Raw genomic sequence first — 18,555 nt, forward strand, 5'->3', positions numbered from 1 at the left:
AAAGTCGAGCCTTCCTACCAGTCACAACTCGCTGTCAGGTTGGAAATTCCGGATTCGACCTAATTCCGATACTGATCTAGGGGAATGCTCATGGACCTCTCGGCCGACGAACTCCTTTCCACCACTCGTGCCGTGCGTAAGCGCCTCGACCTCACCAGGCCCGTGCCCCGGGCGCTGATCGAGGAATGCGTGGACCTCGCCGTGCAGGCCCCCACCGGCCGCAATCGCCAGCGCTGGCACTTTGTCGTCGTGACCGAGCCCGAACGGCGGGCGGCCGTGGTCGACGTCTTCCGGCGGGGCGTCGCCTCCGCCGAGGGCGCCCGACCCGTCAACCCTCAGGACGTCAGGCGGATGTACGCCCACCCAGGGTCCATGGAGCGGATCTCCGCGGGCTTCACCCATCTCTACCAGGTCATCGACCGGGTGCCGGCTCTCGTGATCCCGTGCGTCGAGGGCCGCACGGACGGCGCGCCCGTGCTCGACCAGGCGATGACGTGGGGCTCGATCCTGCCTGCGGTGTGGAGCTTCATGCTGGCCGCTCGCGCCCGCGGCCTCGGCACGGTCTGGACCACGGGCCAGGCGCCACTCGAGCGGGACATGGCCGAGGTCCTCGGCGTCCCGTACGACGACGTGATGCTGGCCGCCTTCATCCCCCTGGCGTACACGATCGGCACGGATTTCCGCCCGGCCCACCGGATCCCACGTGAGGAGGTCCTGCACTGGGACCAGTGGTGAGGAGCCAACCCCCATCCCCTGAAATATCCCGTTAACGGGGTGATGTAAGGATCTCCGGGGATCGTATGGAGGGTCGGGCATGACGGCGCTGGATCATCGTTATCGCGGGGAGCATCCGGTCCGGACTCTCGCCTACCTGTTCAGCGAGGACCGGCGCGGCATCGCCGTGGCCGTCGTCGCGTTCATGGTGAAGCACAGCCCGACCTGGACGCTTCCCCTGATCACCGCCAACGTGATCGACGTGCTGGTGGCGCACCGGCCCGTCGCGGCGTTGTGGGCCAACACGGGCGCGCTGCTCTTCCTGCTGGTCCTCAACTATCCCGGCCACCTGCTCTACGTCCGCAACATGCACGGCGCCATCCGCCGGATGGGAACGCGGGTCCGGTCGGCGCTGTGCCGCCGCATGCAGGACCTGTCGATCGGCTATCACTCCAGGGTCAGCGCCGGCGTCCTGCAGACCAAGGTCATCCGCGACGTCGAGGTCGTCGAACAGATGGCGCAGCAGGCGAGTGACGGCGGCCTGAGCGCACTCGCCATGCTCGTCGGCGGCCTCGGGGTGATCGCGTTCAAGGTGCCGCTCGCGCTGCCGGTCTTCCTCCTCGTCGTCCCAGCGGCCTCGTTCCTCGTCATGCGCATGCGCGGCCGGATGCGGTCCGACAACGAGAGCTTCCGCCAAGAGGTGGAACGGCTCTCCTCACGCGTGAGCGAGATGACCGCGCTCATCCCGATCACCCGGGCGCACGGGCTGGAGCAGGACGCGCTGCACCGGGTCGACCACACCCTGAGCAAGGTCCTGCGCACCGGCCTGCGTCTCGACCTGGTCAACGGCAGGTTCGGCTCGCTCGCATGGATCATCCTCAACGTCCTGGGCGTCGGCTTCCTCGCCGGGTCGGCGCTGATCGCCTACTACGGCGTGCTGGCGATCACCCCGGGCGACGTGGTCATGCTCAGCACCTTCTTCGCCACCCTCACCTCGGCGGTCACCACCCTGATGAGCCTCACCCCCGTGATCGGCAAGGGCCTTGAAGCGGTCCGGTCGATCGGTGAGGTGCTGCAGGCGCCCGATCTGGAGCAGAACGCCGGCAAGCAGGAGGTCGACGGGATCACGGGTACGTTCGAGTTCCGCGACGTGACCTACGCCTACGAGCCGGGCCGCCCGGCGATCGACGGCCTCAGCCTCACCGTGACGCCCGGCGAGACGATCGCGCTGGTGGGCGCGTCGGGTGCGGGGAAGTCCACCGTGCTCAACCTCGTCATCGGGTTCCTGCGGCCCACATCGGGCGTCATCCTCCTGGACGGCAGGGACATGGAGACGCTCGACCTGCGGACCTACCGCCGGTTCCTGTCGGTGGTGCCCCAGGAGTCGATCCTGTTCGAGGGCAGCATCAGAGAGAACGTCACCTACGGCATGCGCGACGTGCCGGAGGAGACCGTGCGGCGGGCCCTGCGCGACGCCAACGCGCTGGAGTTCATCGACCGGCTCCCGGACGGGCTGGACACGGTCGTGGGCGAGAGGGGCGCCCGCCTGTCGGGCGGCCAGAAGCAGCGCCTGGCCATCGCCCGCGCGCTGATCCGCGACCCCCGGGTGCTGATCCTGGACGAGGCCACCTCCGCGCTGGACTCGCATTCCGAGGCACTGGTGCAGGAGGCGCTCGGCCGCCTGGTGACCGGCCGTACCGTCTTCGTGGTCGCGCACCGCCTGTCCACCATCCGGGGGGCGGACCGGATCGTGGTGATGGCGGACGGCCGGATCGCGGAGATCGGCTCGCACGAGGACCTGCTCCGCGGCGGAGGCGTCTACTCCGGGTTGCGGTCGCTGCAGGCCGGCTGAGCATCGAGGAGGCGGCGGACGTCGCGGCGCGATCGCAGGCGGACGAACCGCAGGTGCGCGTGGTCCGCGGAAGCGGCGGCCCGCGTGTACCTGTCCCGGTACTCGCGGTGTTTCGTCCACGCCCACATCACGACCGACTCGTGCGGATCGAGTGTGGTCAGATTGCGCCAGCGTTCCCTGTTGCCGTTCCACAACTCGGCCCGCGTGGCCGCCCTCCTCAGCGTGCGGGTGACGACCTGCCACATGACGACCCGGCGTGGGGGGTCGACCCAGATCACCGTGTCGGCGCGGGCCCAGATCCGTTCGCGTACGGCGCTGTAGTTGCCGTCGATCACCCACGCGTCGCGGGTGATCAGTGCGTCGATCCGGCGGCGGAACTCGTCGGCGGGCAGCGGCTCCCAACCCGGCTGGTGATACAACGCGTCCAGCTCGACGTGCGGCGCGCCCAGTTGTTCGGCCAGGCGGCGCGCCAGCGTCGTCTTGCCCGACCCGGAATTGCCCACCACCGAGACCCTGCGCATCGTTTCCACGAACCGGAACCCTATAGTCGCCGGTCGTGCCGGGCGGTTATCGCGACGGCCACCAGTCGCCGGTCCACTCGGTGACGACCACGGTGTCGTCCAGCCGGCAGCGGAGCCGGAACGGCCCGGGGGAGACGCCGCCGCAGGTGAAGCGGCCGAGGGAGTCGGTCCTGACGGCGACGCGGCTGCCGCCGATTCCGGTGCCGGCCGCCGTGCCGGTCTCGACGATGATCTCGGCGGGTCGCGGCGGGACGAGCCGCCCCACGATGGTGGTGCCGGCGCCGCTGTGCACGACCTCCACCTCGACGGTCGTCCCGCCGCATTCGTACGCCAGCAGGCGCGTCCCGCCTCCCGTCCGGACGAGCAGCGGCCCGGCGAGTGAGTCGAAGGTGAGCCGGGCGAGCTCGTCGTCCACCGAACGCATGGCGTGAGCGGCCACGGCAGGCGGGACGAGCCAGGAAGGCAGGGGATCCATGAACTCCACGGCACGGGACAGGGTGCCTTCGAGTCGGTCGTCGTCGGAGTTCATGGATTCCCTCGCTCTGCCGGAATGGTGCGCTGGAGCCCCTACGAGGTGGGGGTGTAGTCGAAGGGACGCCAGGTGTCGGGGATCAGCGCGAGGGCGTCCCTTCCGCGTACCTTCGCGTGGCTGTGACGCGTGGCGAGCAGATCCTTCGCGGCCTCCCTCGGGTTGCGCTCGCCCGTCCAGAGCATGTGGTTGGCGATCATGGCGGCGACGATCGGCGTGGCGAACGACGTGCCGCTCCATCGCGCCAGACCGGTGAAGTCCGTGCCGGTCCCGACCGGCGGCTCGGTGCTGAGGACGCCGGTGTGGTTGGGAAGCTGGCAGACGCATTCCTCGTAGGCGTCATCGCCGCAGAGGTAACGGCAGTCGTCGAAGGTCGAGTGCTGGTACACGTAGGGCACACTCTCGCCGACTCCCGTCAAGGCGCTGGTGAGGCGCTCGCCGGGGGCGTAGACGCGGACCCACGGTCCGTAGTTGGTGAAGCAGGCGCCCTTGGGCTCCTCGTCGTTGCGCAGCGCCCCGACCGACACGACCGCGTCGCGGAAGTCGCGGTCGCCCGCGTACGCCGCGGGGTGGAACTTCCTGGCCAGGCCGTCGTTGCCGGCCGCGGCGACCAGCAGGGTCCTCGTCTGGCGCAGCCGGTCCATGAAGTGCTCGAGTCCCTTGAGCGCCGCCTGGTCGGCCGTTCCCGTGCCGGCGGACAGGCTGAGGATGTCGGGCCAGCCACGCTCGGCGATGACGCCGAACAGGACGTTGCCCAGGTCGTTCTCCAGGATGGCCCCCGCCTTGACACCCTGGAGGGCGTTGTGGACGTAGACGCTCGCCGTGGGCGCCACGGCCCGGATGAGACCCAGGATGAACGTGCCGTGCCCGACGTACTGGAGCAGAGTCCCGTCGGGCGCCGTCTCGTGCGGCTTCAGCAGGCCGCCGGCGTCGATGTGCGGCAACGATCCGCCCCTCGGCTCGCCGCCGATGAAGAGGTCCGCCGGCTCGCCGGTCCCTGTGGCGATCCACGAGTGCTTCCTGTAGTCGCTCACCAGCCCGGTGTCGATCACCAGGATGTCGACGGTCTCCTCGGAGTCGATCCGCGGGGCGATGCCCGGGTTCAGCGCCCCCTCGCCGGTCGCCCGCACGGTGTCGGGCTCGTCGGCGGGGCAGCAGTTCACGTTGGTGATGCTGACGACGTGGTTCATGGTGGCCAGCGTCGACCCGTGGAAGCTCCGTTCGGCGCGCAACTCGTTCAACGCGTCGGTCACGCCTCCGTCGTCGTCGGCCTCCTCCGCGGGGTCCCCGACCTGGATGCGATAGGTGTCCGACGGCTGCGTGTCCGGGTTCTCCGTGTTCCGGATCAGCCGCCGGCGACTGCGGGGGAGCCTCTCGTTGAGCAGGGTGAGGACCTGCTCGACGTCGTCGCCCCGCGTGAGGATGTGGGTTTTCTCGTAGACGAGTCCTTCCGACTCGTTCATGGTCACTTGAACGGGATTGGCGGAGTCGTCCGCGAACGCCCGCCGTATCACCTCGAACTGCTCTCTGAATCTGTTCGGCGCCATGAGGCCGCTCCTTGTGAAGCCGATGTCGTGGTGTCATGAACGAGAGCCGGTGACCGGCGGTCTGATACATCCGCGTGATGTACGGAGGGTGGACGTGCCGGTCACTCAATGTCTAACATCGAGCCGTGGTCGCGGGAAGATCATCGGGGCGACCGTCCGCACCGGATCCGGTGGAACTGCTGCCCCTGGTGTTCGCGCGGCCGGGGGAGGCCCTCGAACGGGCTCACGCGCTGCTGGACGCGGAGCCGGGTCCCGGGCCGTATGAGGCCTCCATCGCGCACCAGGTGATCGGCATATGGCAGCGCGACTTCGGCGAGCTCGCGGTCGGGCTCGGGCACCTGCGGCGAGCGCGCGACCTGGCGGCGAGGTCCGGTTCCGCCGACCGTGAGGCCGACGTGCTCGCCACCCTCGGAACCGCATACGTCCACGCCGGCCGTACGAGGCGGGGGCTGAACACCCTGGACCAGGGGGTCGCCCGCGGGACGGGGGTCACGCTCGCCCGCGTGCTGTTCCGCCGGTCGTACGCGTTGTGGGTGCTCGGCCGTCACCGCGAGGCTCTGGAGGACCTGCGGCGGGCCATCCCCATCCTGAGACGGGCCGGCGACATCATCTGGAGCGCCCGGGCGCTGACCCTGCGCGCCACCGTCAACCTGGCCATGGGCGCGGCCGAATGGGCCCAGGCCGACTTCGCCGCCGCCGAGCGGCTGTGGGACGCCACCGACCAGGAACACGACAAGGCCGTCGCCGTGGAGAACCGCGGGCTCGCCGCCTTCCGTGCGGGAGACCTGCCCGCGGCGCTCGGCCACTTCGACGAGGCGGCGCGGCGCTACGCCGCCCTCGGCACGCCCGCGTTCGTCCTGGCCGGCTCCCGCTGCGGCGCCCTGCTCGCGGCCGGGCTCGCCCGTGAGGCGGCGCAGGAGGCCGACGCGGCGACGGAACTGCTCGACCGGCTGGGCGGCCAGACCACGCGACGGGCCGAGCTGATGCTCGTCGCCGCCCGGGCGCTCAACGACTCCGGCGATCCCGAGGCGGCGGCCACCCGCGCCGACGCCGCGGTGCGCTCGTTCTCCGCGCAGCGGCGCGAGTGGTGGGAGGCCCACGCGCGGCTCGTGCGCGTCCAGGCCCGCCTCGCCGCCGGGCAGGCGTCGGAGGCGCTCCTGCGGGAGGCGGTCGCGGTCGCCGAGGGGCTCACCGGACTCGGGTCGCCGGAATCCGTCCAGGCGTTCCTGCTGGCCGGCCGTACGGCCACGGCCCTCGGCCGCGGGGCCGACGCGGACAGACACCTGGCCGTCGCCGCGAAGGGGAGGTGGCGTGGACCCGCCTTCGCGCGGGTCGACGGGTGGGTCGCCCAGGCGCTGCTGGCCGAGGCGGCGGGACGGAGCCGCGGGCTGCTCGACGCCTGCCGGCGGGGGCTCGAACTGCTCGACGAGCACCGCATGACGTTGGGAGCGTCCGAGTTGCGGGCCCGCGTGACCGCGCGGGGAGCCGAACTCGCGACCCTCGCGCAACGGGCGACCTCGGGCGACCCGCGGCGGCTCCTCGTCTGGAGCGAACGCCGGCGTGCGGCCGCGCTCGCCGTCCCGCCCGCCCGGCCACCGGACGACCCCGAGTTGCAGCGGGACCTGACCGCGTTCCGTGAGATCTCCAGCCGCGTGGAGGCCGCCAGGTCGGCGGGCAGCCCGGTGCCGTGGTTACGCAGGGAGCAGGAGCGGCTGGAGCGGGACATCCGCGCGCGCAGCCTGCGGATGCGGAGTGAGGGGACCGCGCCCGACCACCGCGTGGACGTGCGCGCCCTGCTCGCCGCCCTCGGCGACGGGCGGCTGATCGAAATCGTCGCGCTCGACGGCCGGCTGGTCGTCCTGCTCTGCGGGAGCGGCCGGGTCCGCGCGTTCCAGGCGGGCCGGGTCGCCGACGCCGCAGCAGAGGCCGAACACGCGCGCGCCGCCCTGCGCAGGTTCGCCTACCAGGGGCCGGGAGGGCGGACCACCCTTCTGGAAGAGGCCGGGCGGCGGCTCCAGGAGATCCTGCTCGGGCCCGCCGCACGGCATCTGGTGGGGGAGGAGCCGGTCGTCGTCGTCCCGCCCGGGCCGCTCCACGGCGTGCCGTGGGCGCTGCTCCCCGCGCTGCGGGAGCGCGTGCTGAGTGTGTCGCCGTCCGCGAGCACATGGCTGCGCGCCCGGCGGATCGAGCCGCGCGGCGACCGGGTGGTGCTCGTCCGCGGCCCCGGCCTGGCGACCGGCGGTGCGGAGGTGCCGGTTCTGGCGGACCTGTACGGCGGCGCGACCGTGCTGGAGAACGGGACGGCCGCCGGCGACGCCGTGCTGAAGGAGATCGACGGCTGCCGCATCGCCCACATCGCCGCGCACGGGACCTTCCGCGCCGACAGCCCGATGTTCTCCTCGCTGCAGATGGACGACGGCCCGCTGATCGTGCACGATCTCGAACGGCTCAGGAGCGCTCCTTACCGGATCGTCCTGTCGAGCTGCGACTCGGGCACGCTCGAACCGGTGGGCGCGGACGAACTGCTCGGCCTCGCGACCGCGCTGCTTCCGCTCGGCACCGCCGGGATCGTCGCCAGCTCGGTGCCCGTGCACGACGAGGCCGTGGTCCCGCTCATGGTGGCACTGCATCAGGCGCTGAGGAGCGGGCGCGGACTGGCCGAGGCCCTCCGCGACGCACGCGCGACGCTCCCGTCTTCAGCTCTCCACCAGGCGACCGGATGGTCCTTCTCCGCCATCGGGGCCGCCTGAACGGCGAGCGGCCCGGTCGAGCGGCCGTAAGTCACGGGGTCGCGCAGACGGACTCCACGAAGTGCCCGACCTCTTCCTCGGGCAGGTGACGGGCCAGATCCGCCTCAGTGATCAGGCCCACGAGCCGGTGATCCTCGATGACGGGAAGCCGGCGGATCCGGCTCTCCTCCATCGTCTGGAGCACACGGCCGACATCCGCGTCAGCGGTGATCGTGACAGGCTTGCCCTGGGCGAGCTGACCGGCGGTCATCGTCATCGGGTCGCAGCCGATCGCGACGCACTTGGTAACGATGTCCCGATCGGTGAGGATGCCCTGCAGCCGGTCGTCGTCACCGCAGATCGGCAGGGCACCCACGTCCAGGTCCCGCATGAGCACCGCGGCGGCCCGGAGCGTCTGGTGCTCACCGACGCATTCGACCCCAGGGTGCATGATCTCTCGCGCTGTGGTCACCGGGATCTCCCCCTTCGGTATTTCCCTCACCTCCCATCATGTGAGCGGGCCGAGCGCGGGAAACAGTGTCGAAAGTCCCGATCCGGGTATTCAGCCCGCACCCCATTCGGTCCGGCGTCATTCCCCGAAGGGAGGGAGTCCGCCTCCGCCGGGGAACCCGGCGTCACCCGCCGTCCTCGCCGTGCGCGGCCCCGCCCGCCGTCCCGGCGTGGTGGCCGTGACCGGTGGGGTGGCCGTGCCCGGAGTCGGCGGTGCCGCCGGGTTCGGCAGCGGCTGAGGGAGGATCGGCGTCAGCGGTTCGGTCGGAGCGGGGGCCGGCGCAGTGGCCGGGCTTCGTGCGGCCCAGGGCCAGCACCTCCGGAGCGGCGTGGTCGACCTGGAGGGTGGTGTGCCCGATTCCCCATTCGTCGTGGGCCAGCCGTTCGGCGGCCTGCCGTACGGTGTGACAGTCCGCCCCCGGCGCCACCAGGATGTGCGCGGACATCGCGGGATAGCCCGAGGTGACCTCCCAGATGTGCAGGTCGTGGACCTCGGCGACGTGTTCCAGAGCCGCGGTCTTACGGCCGATCTCGGTGGGGTTCAGGCCCGTGGGGGCCGCCTCCATGAAGATCCGGCCCGAGTCGCGGACCAGAGCCCAGCCCGCCTTCAGCATCAACGCCGCGACGACGAGGGCGGCGACGGCGTCGGCCCTGCCCCAGCCGGTGAGCCAGACGACCGCCCCGGCGACGGTGGTGGCGATGAACGCGTAGAGGTCGTTGAGGATGTGCTGGAAGGCGCCCTCGACGTTGAGGCTGGTCCGGTCGGCCCTGTTGAGGAGCCACGTCGCGGCGAGGTTGACGATGATCCCGGCGAGCCCCGTCGCCACCACGTAGGCGCCCTCGACCTGGGGCGGCACGACCAGCCGCCGGACGCCCTCGGCCACGAAGTACGCCCCCAGCAGGAGCAGCGTGATCCCGTTGATCTGCGCTGAGATGATCTCGGCCCGCTTGAGTCCGTAGGTGAAGCCGCCCTGAGGCGGCCTGGCCGAGATCCGCATCGCGATCAGGGCGAAGACGATCGCGATGGCGTCGGTGAGCATGTGGCCCGCGTCGGAGACCAGCGCGAGTGACCGGGCGATGAGGCCGATCACCACCTCGACGGCCATGAAGGCGACGATGAGCGCGAGCGCACCACCGAGGAGACGCTTGTCGGCGTCGGTGCGCACCGCGTGGCCGTGTCCGTGCCCATGTCCGTGCTTGTGCTGGGCATCAGTCGGCACGACATGTGAACGGATATTCATACGTGCGAGTGTAGGCCGGTCGGAGCCGCTGTCAAGGTACGGCGTAGCGGGCCGGTCGCGTTCCGTATCTCACTCGGGAGCCCTCCGGGAGGGCCAAGAACGATTGATTGATTGCTCAGATGTGTAAACGATAAGTAACTGGAGAACTACTTTTAGTAAGCATCGCAGGCGGCAGCACCGGGCCGACCCGCCGGGCTCCCGCTGGGGGAGGCGATGCCATCGAAGGGAGACAGCGTGGCAATCGCCAGGCGGACAGCCTCCGCGCGGATCCTCCATGCCGCGGCGGCTCACAGTGCCCGCGGAGACATGTCGAAAGGCTCGGTGAGGTAGGTCATGGGCGAGGGACATGGGCACGGCCACTCCGCGGTGGACGTGGCGGAGAACGGTTCGGCCATGCGGGCGGGCTCCGACCCGCACGGGGCGACGGGGCTGCTGAGCCCGGCCGCCGTGCGCAACCAGGTGTTCACGGTCGTCCGTCTGCGCGAGGGATACGACCTGGCCGAGGTGGATCGCTTCCTCGGGCAGGTCGAAACCACTCTGAGCCGCGTCCTGCGGGACAACGAGGAGCTCAGGGTCCGGCAGGACCAGGCGGAACAGAACATCCAGCGGGCGGTGCTCTCGCCCGGCGACAGCGCGGTGCGCATCGTCGAGATCGCCCAGGAGGCCGCCGACCGGACCTTGGCCATGGCCCAGGAGGAGGCGCACGCGATCCTGGCCAGGGCGCAGGAGCAGGCCGAGGTGGTGGAGAGCGACGCGCTGGGACGGGCGGCGCTGCTGCAACGGGAGGCCAGAGAGTCCCATCGGGACGTCCTCGAGCGCCGGGTGGAAGGACTGCACGCCTTCGTGGCCGACCTCGGCGCGCGCCTGCGGGAGATCGTGGACGGCGAGATCGGCCGGCTCCACGGACTGCTCGACGAGCTTCCCGACTTCGGCGGCGTCCAGCCGCTCCTCGCCCAGCACGCCGCCGCGGATGATCCCGACGGCGACCGGGACGGCGACACCGCACCCCTGGTGAGCGGCCTGGCGGCGGGGGAACAGTCCCATCCGGGCGCGAACGGGCGCGCGCTCGGATGAACGCCGCCACGTCTCGGGACTGGGAGCGCGACAACGAGCACGACGGCGAGGGGGACTGCGAGCACGACAGCGAGCACGACGCCTCGCACGACAGCGAGCAGAACGGTGACCGGACCGGTCGGCGGACCGAGCAGACCGAGCAGACCGAGAAGATCGACAGGAGATCTCAGCGATGCCGCTAACGGATTGGGTGGGCACCGTCGGGCCGGTGCTGGAGGCGATTCCGGGGAGGCGGGAGGCGTGGGCGGCGGTGGTCCTGGTTTGCGCCGCGACCCTGGCCGGTGCGTGGCTGGCCCGGCGCAACACCCGGCGGTTGAGCCTGTGGCTGGCGATCGCCTCGGCGATGATGCTGGTCACGGCGCTGGTCGACCTGCTGCCTGACGCGTGGTCGGAGGCCGTGGAGGCCGGAGTCCCCCTCTGGACGCTCCTTCTGTCCGCCTCGTTCGGCTTTCTCGTCATCACCTATTTCACGCGGCGGGGGTGTGCCTGTCCGTCCGACGCGGCTCCCGGCGCGATGCACGCGCCGGGGCGTCATCGCCGGGTGAAGCAGGCGGTCGACGCGGCGCTGTTCGGCGGCATGGGAACCGCCGCGGCGCTCACGCTTCACCGGGCGATCGAGGGCGCCACCCTCGGGCTCACCGCGTCGGCCGTCGTGATCATCGCGCTGACGATCCACTCGGCGAGTGAAGGGCTCGCGCTGGCCGCTCTCCTGGACCTGGCCAAGCAGCGGGTCGCCCCCTGGCTGGTGGTCGCGTGCGTGAGCCCAGCCGTCGGGGTGCTGATGGCCACCGTCGCCCCGATGCCCGGCTGGCTCGTGCCGATCCTGCTGAGCATGGTCATGGGCGTGCTGCTCCGCACCGCGGTGGTGGGCATGAAGCTCGCCGCGAGCAACCAACGGGACGGCCGGCTCTCCCGGCGCCAGGTCACGATCGCGGCCATGGCCGCCACGACCGTGGGGGTCGTCATCGTCACGGCGCACACCCTCCACGGCGAGGGTGAGCCCGAGCAGGCGGCCCCGCTCTTCCGGCACTCTCTCGCCGGGTTCCCCGACGCGGCCGTGGCCCACGCCCACGCGGCGCCACCGGCTCTGGCGGGTGGCTCGCGCACCTCACCGGCGGCGCCGCTCGCCCAGGTTCCCGGGGCGACGCCGGCGACCGAGGCCCGCCCGCTCAACAGGGCGGAGCTCCGTGAGGCCGTGACGTCGGGAAAGCTGAGCCTCGGCGACGTGCTCGAGCGGCACGATGAGACCACCGGGCGTGTGGTCGTCGGCCGGATCGTCCGTCTCCTGCCCGGCTACCTGCCGGATAGGGTCGACTCCCTGATCCAGTCGAGCGGCGTCGACGAGAAGCGGCACATCGCCGACCTGTCCGAGGACGAGCGACGTAGGTTGCTGGCGGTCTTCGACGGCCACCCCGAATGAGCTAACATCGTTATCATGGATGCGAGAACGCGGATACTTCAGGCCGCCGCGACTTTGCTCTCCGAGTCGCCGGAGGCGGACATCTCGACCCGGGCGGTCTGTGAGGCCGCGGGGGTCGGTGCGCCGGCGCTCTACCGGCAGTTCGGCGACAAGGAGGGATTGCTGACCGCGGTCGTCGACTACGGCTTCGAGCAGTATCTGGCGGGCAAGCGGGCGGCCCAGCCGTCGGCCGACCCCGTGCAGGACCTGCGGGACGGATGGGACAACCATGTGGCGTTCGCGGTCGACAACCCCAACTACTACCGGCTGATGTACTCGCCCGGTCTCTCGGCCCCGCCGGGCGCGGCGGCCGAGGCGCACGGGCTGCTGGTGGAGGTGCTCGAGCGATGCGCGGCGGCGGGCAGGCTCCGGATCTCGCCGCAACTCGCGGCTCAGATGGTCATGTCCGCCAACGCGGGAGTCGCGCTGTCCCTGGTCTCCCGCCCCGCCATCTACACCGACCAGGAATTCTCCCGTCTGGTGCGTGACGCCGTCATCGCGTCCATCACCGTCGACGAGGCTCCAGGGCCCGGCGGGACGGCGCCGGGCACGGCATCCGGAGCGCCGGGCGTCCCGGTGACCGCGACCACGCTAAGCGCGCAGTTGCGCGACACGCCGCCTGCGGACCTGACCTCGGCCGAGACCGCCCTGCTCCAGCAGTGGCTCACCACTCTCGCCGCGGCGCCGTCCGGATCCTGAGGCCAGGCCGTCCCGGGGGTCGGGTGCCTGGCCTCTTCCAGCGTGACGGGGTCGTCCGCCGGGGGCCGTCCGGCCCGGCCGTTCAGGAGCGCAGCGCGGCCAGTTGCTCCGCGAACGGGATCACCGTATCGACCGGTCTGGTCGCCGGAGGCCGTCGCAGCAGCAGATCGGCCAGCTCCCCGGCCGCACGGTCGATCCTGACGGCGAGGCCGTCCGTGTGGGCGTCCCCGCCGCCGCCCCAGTCCTCCGACGCCGCGTACACGGCCGTCGGCAAGACGAGCGCCCGCAGGTAGACGAACATCGGGCGCAGGGCGTGCTCGAGAGCCAGTGAATGCCGGGCCGTGCCGCCCGTGGCTCCGATGAGAACGGGCTTCCCGGCGAGCGCGTCGTTGTCGATCACGTCGAAGAACGACTTGAACAGCCCGCTGTAGGAGGCGGTGAAAATGGGGGTCACCGCGATCAGGCCGTCCGCCTCCGTCACGGCCTCGATGACTTCGCGCAGCACGGGGCCGGGGAAACCGGTCACCATGTTCTTGGCGACGTCGGTGGCCAGGTCGCGCAACTCGATCACGCGGACCTCGACCTCCCGCTCTTCGGAGAGCCGCCGCCGGGTCGCCTCCGCCAGCCGGTCGGCGAGCAGTCGCGTCGACGACGGCTGGCTGAGGCCGGCGGAGACGGCCACTATCTTCAGGGGCTTCACGTTCTTCTCCACGCTCGTTCGTTCAGAAGTCAGGATCCGGAGGCTGCGGGCTCGGCCTGCTCGGCGTCGCGCCGGGTGATGAGGGACTGATGGGTCGGGCCGTCGGGCACCTCGCTCGGCCGTCCCACCGCGAACTCCTTGCGGAGCACGGGCACGACCTCCTCGCCGAGGATGTCGAGCTGCTCCAGCACGGTCTTGAGGGGCAGCCCCGCGTGGTCCATCAGGAAGAGCTGACGCTGGTAGTCGCCGAAGGATTCCCGGAAGGTCAGCGTCCTGTCGATGACCTCCTGCGGGCTTCCCACCGTGAGCGGGGTCTCCCTGGTGAAGTCCTCGAGCGACGGCCCGTGGCCGTACACGGGGGCGTTGTCGAAGTAGGGGCGGAACTCGCGGACGGCGTCCTGGGAGTTCTTACGCATGAACACCTGCCCGCCGAGGCCGACGATGGCCTGCTCGGGGGTGCCGTGCCCGTAGTGGGCGTAGCGCTCCCGATAGAGGCGGATCATCTGCCGCGTGTGCTCAATCGGCCAGAAGATGTTGTTGTGGAAGAAGCCGTCGCCGTAGTAGGCGGCCTGCTCAGCGATCTCCGGACTGCGGATCGAGCCGTGCCAGACGAACGGCGGAACGCCGTCCAGCGGGCGGGGCGTCGAGGTGAAGCCCTGCAGCGGGGTGCGGAACCGTCCCTCCCAGTCGACCACGTCCTCGCGCCACAGCTGGTGCAGCAGCGCGTAGTTCTCGATCGCGAGCGGGATGCCCTGGCGGATGTCCTGCCCGAACCAGGGGTAGACCGGGCCGGTGTTGCCACGGCCCATCATCAGGTCGACCCGTCCGTCGGCGAGGTGCTGCAGCATCGCGAAGTCTTCAGCGATCTTCACCGGGTCACTCGTGGTGATCAGCGTCGTCGCCGTCGAGAGGATCAGGCGTTCGGTCCGCGCCGCGACGTACCCCAGCATGGTGGTCGGTGAGGACGGGACGAAGGGCGGGTTGTGGTGCTCGCCGGTCGCGAAGACGTCCAGCCCCACCTCCTCCGCCTTGAGGGCGATGGCCACCATCGCCTTGATTCGCTCGTGCTCGCTCGGCGTCCTACCCGTGGTCGGGTCGGTGGTGACGTCGCCGACGGAGAAGATTCCGAACTGCATCGTGCTCACCAGTCTCCTTGTCGTTGAAATTTCAACCACCTAAACGCAGACGAGGGGATCTTATTCCCGTTGCGAGAACGCTTGAAGCGTGACGGGAGGCCTCGACGGCCTCGCTGATCCTCATCGATGATGAAGCATCCGGCGGAGAGGGGAGGCGCACCGCCCGATGCGGGACAAGGTCATGGGCGACCTGGTCAGAGGACAGGTCTGCCTGCTAGTTGGGTTGTTGCTCTGTATCGTGCTGATGCCCGAGGGCCTGGGGGCCAACAACGGGATGAGCTACTACGGCGTTCACTGGGAGACGGTCCTGCCCTATGCGGTGGGCATCCTGAGTGCGGCGTTGTTCACCAGAAGGGCGTTACGCCACGCGGCGTCCACGTCGCCGTCGCCGGGCCATCTGCGGATCGCGGCCGACGCGTTCGCGCTCCTGCTCGGCGGGATCATCCTGACGCCGTACACACTGAGCGGCGCGGTCGACTGGACCCACCGGCTGCTGGGTGCGGCTCTGTTCATGCTCCAGTTGCTGCTCGCCTTACGGCTCGTCGCCTGGGCGCACGGCGCCGGCACCGCGCTGTTGCTCGTCCAGCTTGCCGGCGGCATCATCGCGGCCGTCTATCTGCTGCAGGACGACGGGTTCCTCCTCCAGGGCGAGGCGACGTTCCAGTTCGGCTTCGGCGCGCTGTTGATCAGAACCATTCCGCTCTTACCGGCCTTGCCGATGTCGCCCGCGCCGTCGATGGACAACTCGCTCGGCGGACCCGCGGTCGCGTGTTGCGGCGACGGAGACGGCGGCACCCCCGTCTGAACCTCGTGGCACGCCAGAATTCGATTGCCTGCCCGCTCATCTGGCACCACGACAAGACGGCCCGCGCCCGCCGCCGTCACGGCGTGGCGCCGCTCCTGCGCGGAGGGCGGGGGAGGAACCCGCTCGTCCTGGCCAGGTAGTCGGCGTACTCGGGGCCGCGCGAGCGGGCCATCCGGCGCTCCAGGAGGGCCTTGCCGCTGCGGTTGACCAGCATGTGGGTCATGAGGAGGGGTGAGACGACGGTGAGCAGGGCGGCCCAGTGCGCGCAGGCGACGAGGAACAGGCCCCACCACACGGTCGCGTCGCCGAAATAGTTGGGGTGGCGGGTCCACGCCCACAGGCCGCGGTCCATGACCTTCCCCCGGTTGGCGGGGTCGGCCTTGAAGCGGGACAGTTGCAGGTCGCCGATGGTCTCGAAGAGCAGGCCGACGAGCCACACGGCGACGCCGAGCCAGGTGACGATTCCGAGGGGCGCGGTCTCGTACATCGCGACCTGGACGGGCAGGGACACCACCCACATGATGGCGCCCTGCGGCCAGTAGATCGTCCTGATCACATAGGGGATGACGGGCCCGCTGTTCCTGCGCATCAGCGCGGCGTAACGAGGGTCCTCGCCCTTGCCCCGGTTCCGCGCGTGGATGTACGCCCCGAGCCGCACTCCCCACAGGGCGGTGAGGACGAGCACGAGCACCCGCCGCCCGTCGAGGCCGTCCCCGAGCACCTGGGACGTCACGAAGCTCACCGCCGCGATCACCACGAAACCGAGGCCCCAGATCGTGTCGACGACGCTCTGGGTGCCCGTCCGCAGCGCGTACGCCATGGTGGCCAGCATCGTGACCACGACGGCGAGCACCGTCACGAGCAGATTGGTCAGCAGTCCCGTCATCGGGTCATCTCCGCGGCGAAGTCCAGGAACCCGTCCCTGGCGTTGGTGTAGCGGTGGACAGGGCCCTTGCGGCTGCGGCCGAGCAGGTCGGCCAGTTCCTCGGGGCCGGAGCAGGAGGCGGGCACGGTGCCCCACTCGACCGAGTCGGAGGCGCGCAGCCCGCTCCCGGCGGCGACGATCACCTCGCCGTTGAGCTCGCACGACGGGTCGCACAGCGCCGCCACCACGGGGGCGACCGCTTCGGGGTCCATCAGATGACGGTGCTCGCCGGCCATGCCGTTCTCGGTCATCTGCGTCAGCGCGTAGGGGAGGAGCACGTTGGTGTGCACACCGCGCGGCGCGCCTTCGACGGCGACCGTCCGGCCGAGGGCGATCACGGCGCCCTTGCTCGCGGCGTACGCGGACACGGCGGGCTCGCCGTGCAGCCCGGCAGTGGAGGCCACCATGACGATGCGGCCGTGCCGCTGCTCGCGCATGACGGCCGAGCACGCCGCGGCGACCTGGGCGGTGCCGAGGACGTTCGTCCGGATGACGGCCTCGAACGCCTCCGGCGTGGACTTGTGGAACATCGCGGGAGCGCTGACGGCGGCGCTGGTCACGCAGGCGTCGATCCGTCCCCAGGTGCCGGTCGCCAGCTCAACCAGCCGCCGCGCGGTCGCGGGATCGGCCACGTCGCCGTGCTCGGCGACCGCCTCGCCGCCCGCGGAGCGGATCTCCTCGACCACGTGGTCGGCCGGGCCGAGCCCGTTCTCGTCGACCACCCGGTTGCGGTTGTTGACCACCAGCCGCGCGCCGAGTCGCGCCAGGTGCAGGGCGAACGCCCGGCCCAGGCCGCGGCCTCCACCGGTGACGACGACGACGCGCCCGTCGAGGGAGCTCACGCGGGCACCCGCTCGATGAGGACCGCGACGCCGAGTCCGGCCGCGCCGCTGACGGCGGCGACCCCGTACCTGCCGCCGAGCCTGTCGAGCGCGTCGGCGCAGCCGCCGACCATGATGGCTCCGGTGGCGCCGAAGGCGTGGCCCATGGCGATGGTCCCTCCGGCCGGGTTGAGCCGGTCGGGCCCGGGTCCGAGGTCGCGGCGCAGCCGCAGGCACAGCGCGGAGAACGCCTCGGCGAACTCGAACACGTCGATGTCGGACGGCGTGAGCCCCGCCTTGGCGATGACCTTCTCGACCGCCGTCTGACCGGCCGTCAGCATGATCACCGGGTCGACGGCGGCGGTCGCGGACGCGATGACGCGGGCCCGTGGCCGCAGGCCCTGGTGGTGCGCCTGCTCCTCGGTGCCGAGCACGAGGAGCGCCGCGCCGTCGGCGAGGGCGGGGGAGCTGCCGACCGTGTGCAGGTGGGAGATCGCGCCGACCTCGGGGTGTGCGGCGACCGCGAGATCGTCCTGGCCGGCCGCGCCCAGCTCCTCGAACGCGGGCGGCAGCGCGGCCAGCGTCGCGGCGGTGGTGCCGGGCCTGATCAGCTCGTCGCGGTCGAAGACCGTGCCGTCGGCGCGCGGCACCGGGACGACCGAGCGGGCGTAGTCGCCGCGGTCCCACGCGGCGGCGGCCTTGGTGTGGGTCTCCACCGCGTAGGCGTCGAGTTCCTCGCGCCGCCAGCCGTCGATGGTCGCGTTCAGGTCGGCGGCGACGCCCATGTGGATCGAACCGACCCGCTTGACGGTCTCCGGGTCCGACCACAACGGGCCGCGGTCGCTGAACATCGGGACGCGCGAGACGCTCTCTACGCCTCCGGCGACGGCGAGGGTGAGGTCGCCCGAGCGGATCCGGGCGGCGGTCTGGGCGACGGCGTCGATGCCGGAGGCGCAGAAACGGTTGATCGTGCCACCGGGGACGCCGTCGCCCCACCCGGCGAGGAGGGTCGCGGTGCGGGCCAGGTTGGCGCCCTGCTCGTCGACCTGTGAGGCCGATCCCACCACCACGTCCTCCACGGCCGCGGGATCGAGGCCGGTGCGCTCGACGATGGCCTGCTGCAGCGCGGCGACCAGGTCGACGGGGCTGCGGTGGTGGAGGGAACCGCGGGCGGAGCCTTTGCCGCGAGGGGTCCGCACATACTCCAGCACGTAGACGTCGGACACGATCGCGCCTCTCTGCCGCCCGACATTGACTCTCATAAATGTAGTGTCGGCATCCCGGCCCGGCAAG

The 18,555-nt window shown here is 71.1% G+C and carries 18 protein-coding genes; 8 read left to right on the forward strand and 10 right to left on the reverse strand.

Annotated features, from left to right (window positions below):
- The first annotated feature begins 90 nt into the window (after positions 1-90).
- Both Psi02_RS14235 and Psi02_RS14240 read left to right on the forward strand, forming a co-directional pair.
- Complete coding sequence (locus Psi02_RS14235; protein ID WP_239094880.1) at positions 91-735, forward strand: nitroreductase family protein; 645 nt, start codon at positions 91-93, stop codon at positions 733-735.
- 79 nt (positions 736-814) lie between these two features.
- The gene (locus Psi02_RS14240; protein ID WP_203974310.1) at positions 815-2,566 is read left to right on the forward strand and encodes an ABC transporter ATP-binding protein; all 1,752 of its coding nucleotides are present in this window, start codon (positions 815-817) and stop codon (positions 2,564-2,566) included.
- Here Psi02_RS14240 and Psi02_RS14245 read toward each other — a convergent pair.
- From Psi02_RS14245 to Psi02_RS14255, 3 genes are read right to left on the reverse strand one after another with little or no spacing between them, the layout of a single operon-like run.
- Positions 2,533-3,087, reverse strand: a complete 555-nt coding sequence (locus tag Psi02_RS14245; RefSeq protein WP_239094888.1) for an AAA family ATPase — start codon at positions 3,085-3,087, stop codon at positions 2,533-2,535. The genes Psi02_RS14240 and Psi02_RS14245 overlap by 34 nt on opposite strands.
- Before the next feature lie 46 nt (positions 3,088-3,133).
- Positions 3,134-3,616: a hypothetical protein gene (locus tag Psi02_RS14250; RefSeq protein ID WP_203974314.1), complete on the reverse strand. Its 483-nt coding sequence runs from the start codon at positions 3,614-3,616 to the stop codon at positions 3,134-3,136.
- A 38-nt stretch (positions 3,617-3,654) separates the two neighbouring features.
- A complete protein-coding gene (locus Psi02_RS14255; protein WP_203974316.1) occupies positions 3,655-5,163 on the reverse strand; it encodes a S8/S53 family peptidase in 1,509 nt (502 codons plus the stop codon).
- A 125-nt stretch (positions 5,164-5,288) separates the two neighbouring features.
- Here Psi02_RS14255 and Psi02_RS14260 point away from each other — a divergent pair, with 125 nt between their 5' ends.
- Positions 5,289-7,913 carry a CHAT domain-containing protein gene (locus Psi02_RS14260; RefSeq protein ID WP_203974318.1) on the forward strand — a complete coding sequence of 875 codons (2,625 nt, stop codon included), beginning with the start codon at positions 5,289-5,291 and terminating at the stop codon, positions 7,911-7,913.
- Between the two features lie 31 nt (positions 7,914-7,944).
- Here the strand turns inward: Psi02_RS14260 and Psi02_RS14265 are convergent, their stop codons facing one another.
- Entirely contained in the window at positions 7,945-8,364 is a 420-nt protein-coding gene (locus tag Psi02_RS14265) for a CBS domain-containing protein (RefSeq protein ID WP_203974319.1), read from the reverse strand.
- A gap of 163 nt (positions 8,365-8,527) precedes the next feature.
- A complete protein-coding gene (locus Psi02_RS14270) occupies positions 8,528-9,643 on the reverse strand; it encodes a cation diffusion facilitator family transporter (protein ID WP_203974320.1) in 1,116 nt (371 codons plus the stop codon).
- Between the two features lie 333 nt (positions 9,644-9,976).
- Here Psi02_RS14270 and Psi02_RS14275 point away from each other — a divergent pair, with 333 nt between their 5' ends.
- Genes Psi02_RS14275 through Psi02_RS14290 form a run of 4 tightly spaced genes read left to right on the forward strand, consistent with a single transcriptional unit; the run spans position 9,977 to position 12,875 of the window.
- Positions 9,977-10,717, forward strand: coding sequence for a DivIVA domain-containing protein (locus Psi02_RS14275; RefSeq protein WP_203974321.1), 741 nt, complete (start codon positions 9,977-9,979; stop codon positions 10,715-10,717).
- Positions 10,714-10,899, forward strand: a complete 186-nt coding sequence (locus tag Psi02_RS14280) for a hypothetical protein (RefSeq protein WP_203974322.1) — start codon at positions 10,714-10,716, stop codon at positions 10,897-10,899. Before Psi02_RS14275 ends, Psi02_RS14280 begins: the two co-directional genes overlap by 4 nt.
- On the forward strand, positions 10,890-12,137 hold the full coding sequence (locus tag Psi02_RS14285) for a ZIP family metal transporter (protein WP_203974323.1): 1,248 nt from the start codon (positions 10,890-10,892) through the stop codon (positions 12,135-12,137). Before Psi02_RS14280 ends, Psi02_RS14285 begins: the two co-directional genes overlap by 10 nt.
- A 15-nt stretch (positions 12,138-12,152) precedes the next feature.
- Positions 12,153-12,875 (forward strand): TetR/AcrR family transcriptional regulator, encoded by a 723-nt coding sequence (locus Psi02_RS14290; RefSeq protein WP_203974324.1) that lies wholly within the window; start codon positions 12,153-12,155, stop codon positions 12,873-12,875.
- 82 nt (positions 12,876-12,957) lie between these two features.
- On the opposite strand, the gene Psi02_RS14295 is transcribed toward Psi02_RS14290, so the two are convergent.
- The gene (locus tag Psi02_RS14295; RefSeq protein ID WP_203974325.1) at positions 12,958-13,575 is read right to left on the reverse strand and encodes an FMN reductase; all 618 of its coding nucleotides are present in this window, start codon (positions 13,573-13,575) and stop codon (positions 12,958-12,960) included.
- A 29-nt stretch (positions 13,576-13,604) separates the two neighbouring features.
- Positions 13,605-14,711 carry an LLM class flavin-dependent oxidoreductase gene (locus tag Psi02_RS14300; RefSeq protein ID WP_203974410.1) on the reverse strand — a complete coding sequence of 369 codons (1,107 nt, stop codon included), beginning with the start codon at positions 14,709-14,711 and terminating at the stop codon, positions 13,605-13,607.
- A gap of 166 nt (positions 14,712-14,877) precedes the next feature.
- On the opposite strand from Psi02_RS14300, the gene Psi02_RS14305 reads away from it, so the two are divergent.
- Entirely contained in the window at positions 14,878-15,516 is a 639-nt protein-coding gene (locus Psi02_RS14305) for a hypothetical protein (RefSeq protein WP_203974326.1), read from the forward strand.
- A gap of 76 nt (positions 15,517-15,592) precedes the next feature.
- On the opposite strand, the gene Psi02_RS14310 is transcribed toward Psi02_RS14305, so the two are convergent.
- From Psi02_RS14310 to Psi02_RS14320, 3 genes are read right to left on the reverse strand one after another with little or no spacing between them, the layout of a single operon-like run.
- Positions 15,593-16,402, reverse strand: a complete 810-nt coding sequence (locus Psi02_RS14310; RefSeq protein ID WP_203974328.1) for a DUF1295 domain-containing protein — start codon at positions 16,400-16,402, stop codon at positions 15,593-15,595.
- A complete protein-coding gene (locus Psi02_RS14315) occupies positions 16,399-17,283 on the reverse strand; it encodes an SDR family NAD(P)-dependent oxidoreductase (protein WP_203974330.1) in 885 nt (294 codons plus the stop codon). The genes Psi02_RS14310 and Psi02_RS14315 overlap by 4 nt, the downstream gene beginning before the upstream one ends.
- Positions 17,280-18,524 (reverse strand): acetyl-CoA C-acyltransferase, encoded by a 1,245-nt coding sequence (locus Psi02_RS14320; protein ID WP_239094881.1) that lies wholly within the window; start codon positions 18,522-18,524, stop codon positions 17,280-17,282. Before Psi02_RS14320 ends, Psi02_RS14315 begins: the two co-directional genes overlap by 4 nt.
- Positions 18,525-18,555 lie beyond the last annotated feature (31 nt).

Source organism: Planotetraspora silvatica (assembly GCF_016863315.1).
GTDB classification, from domain to species: domain Bacteria; phylum Actinomycetota; class Actinomycetes; order Streptosporangiales; family Streptosporangiaceae; genus Planotetraspora; species Planotetraspora silvatica.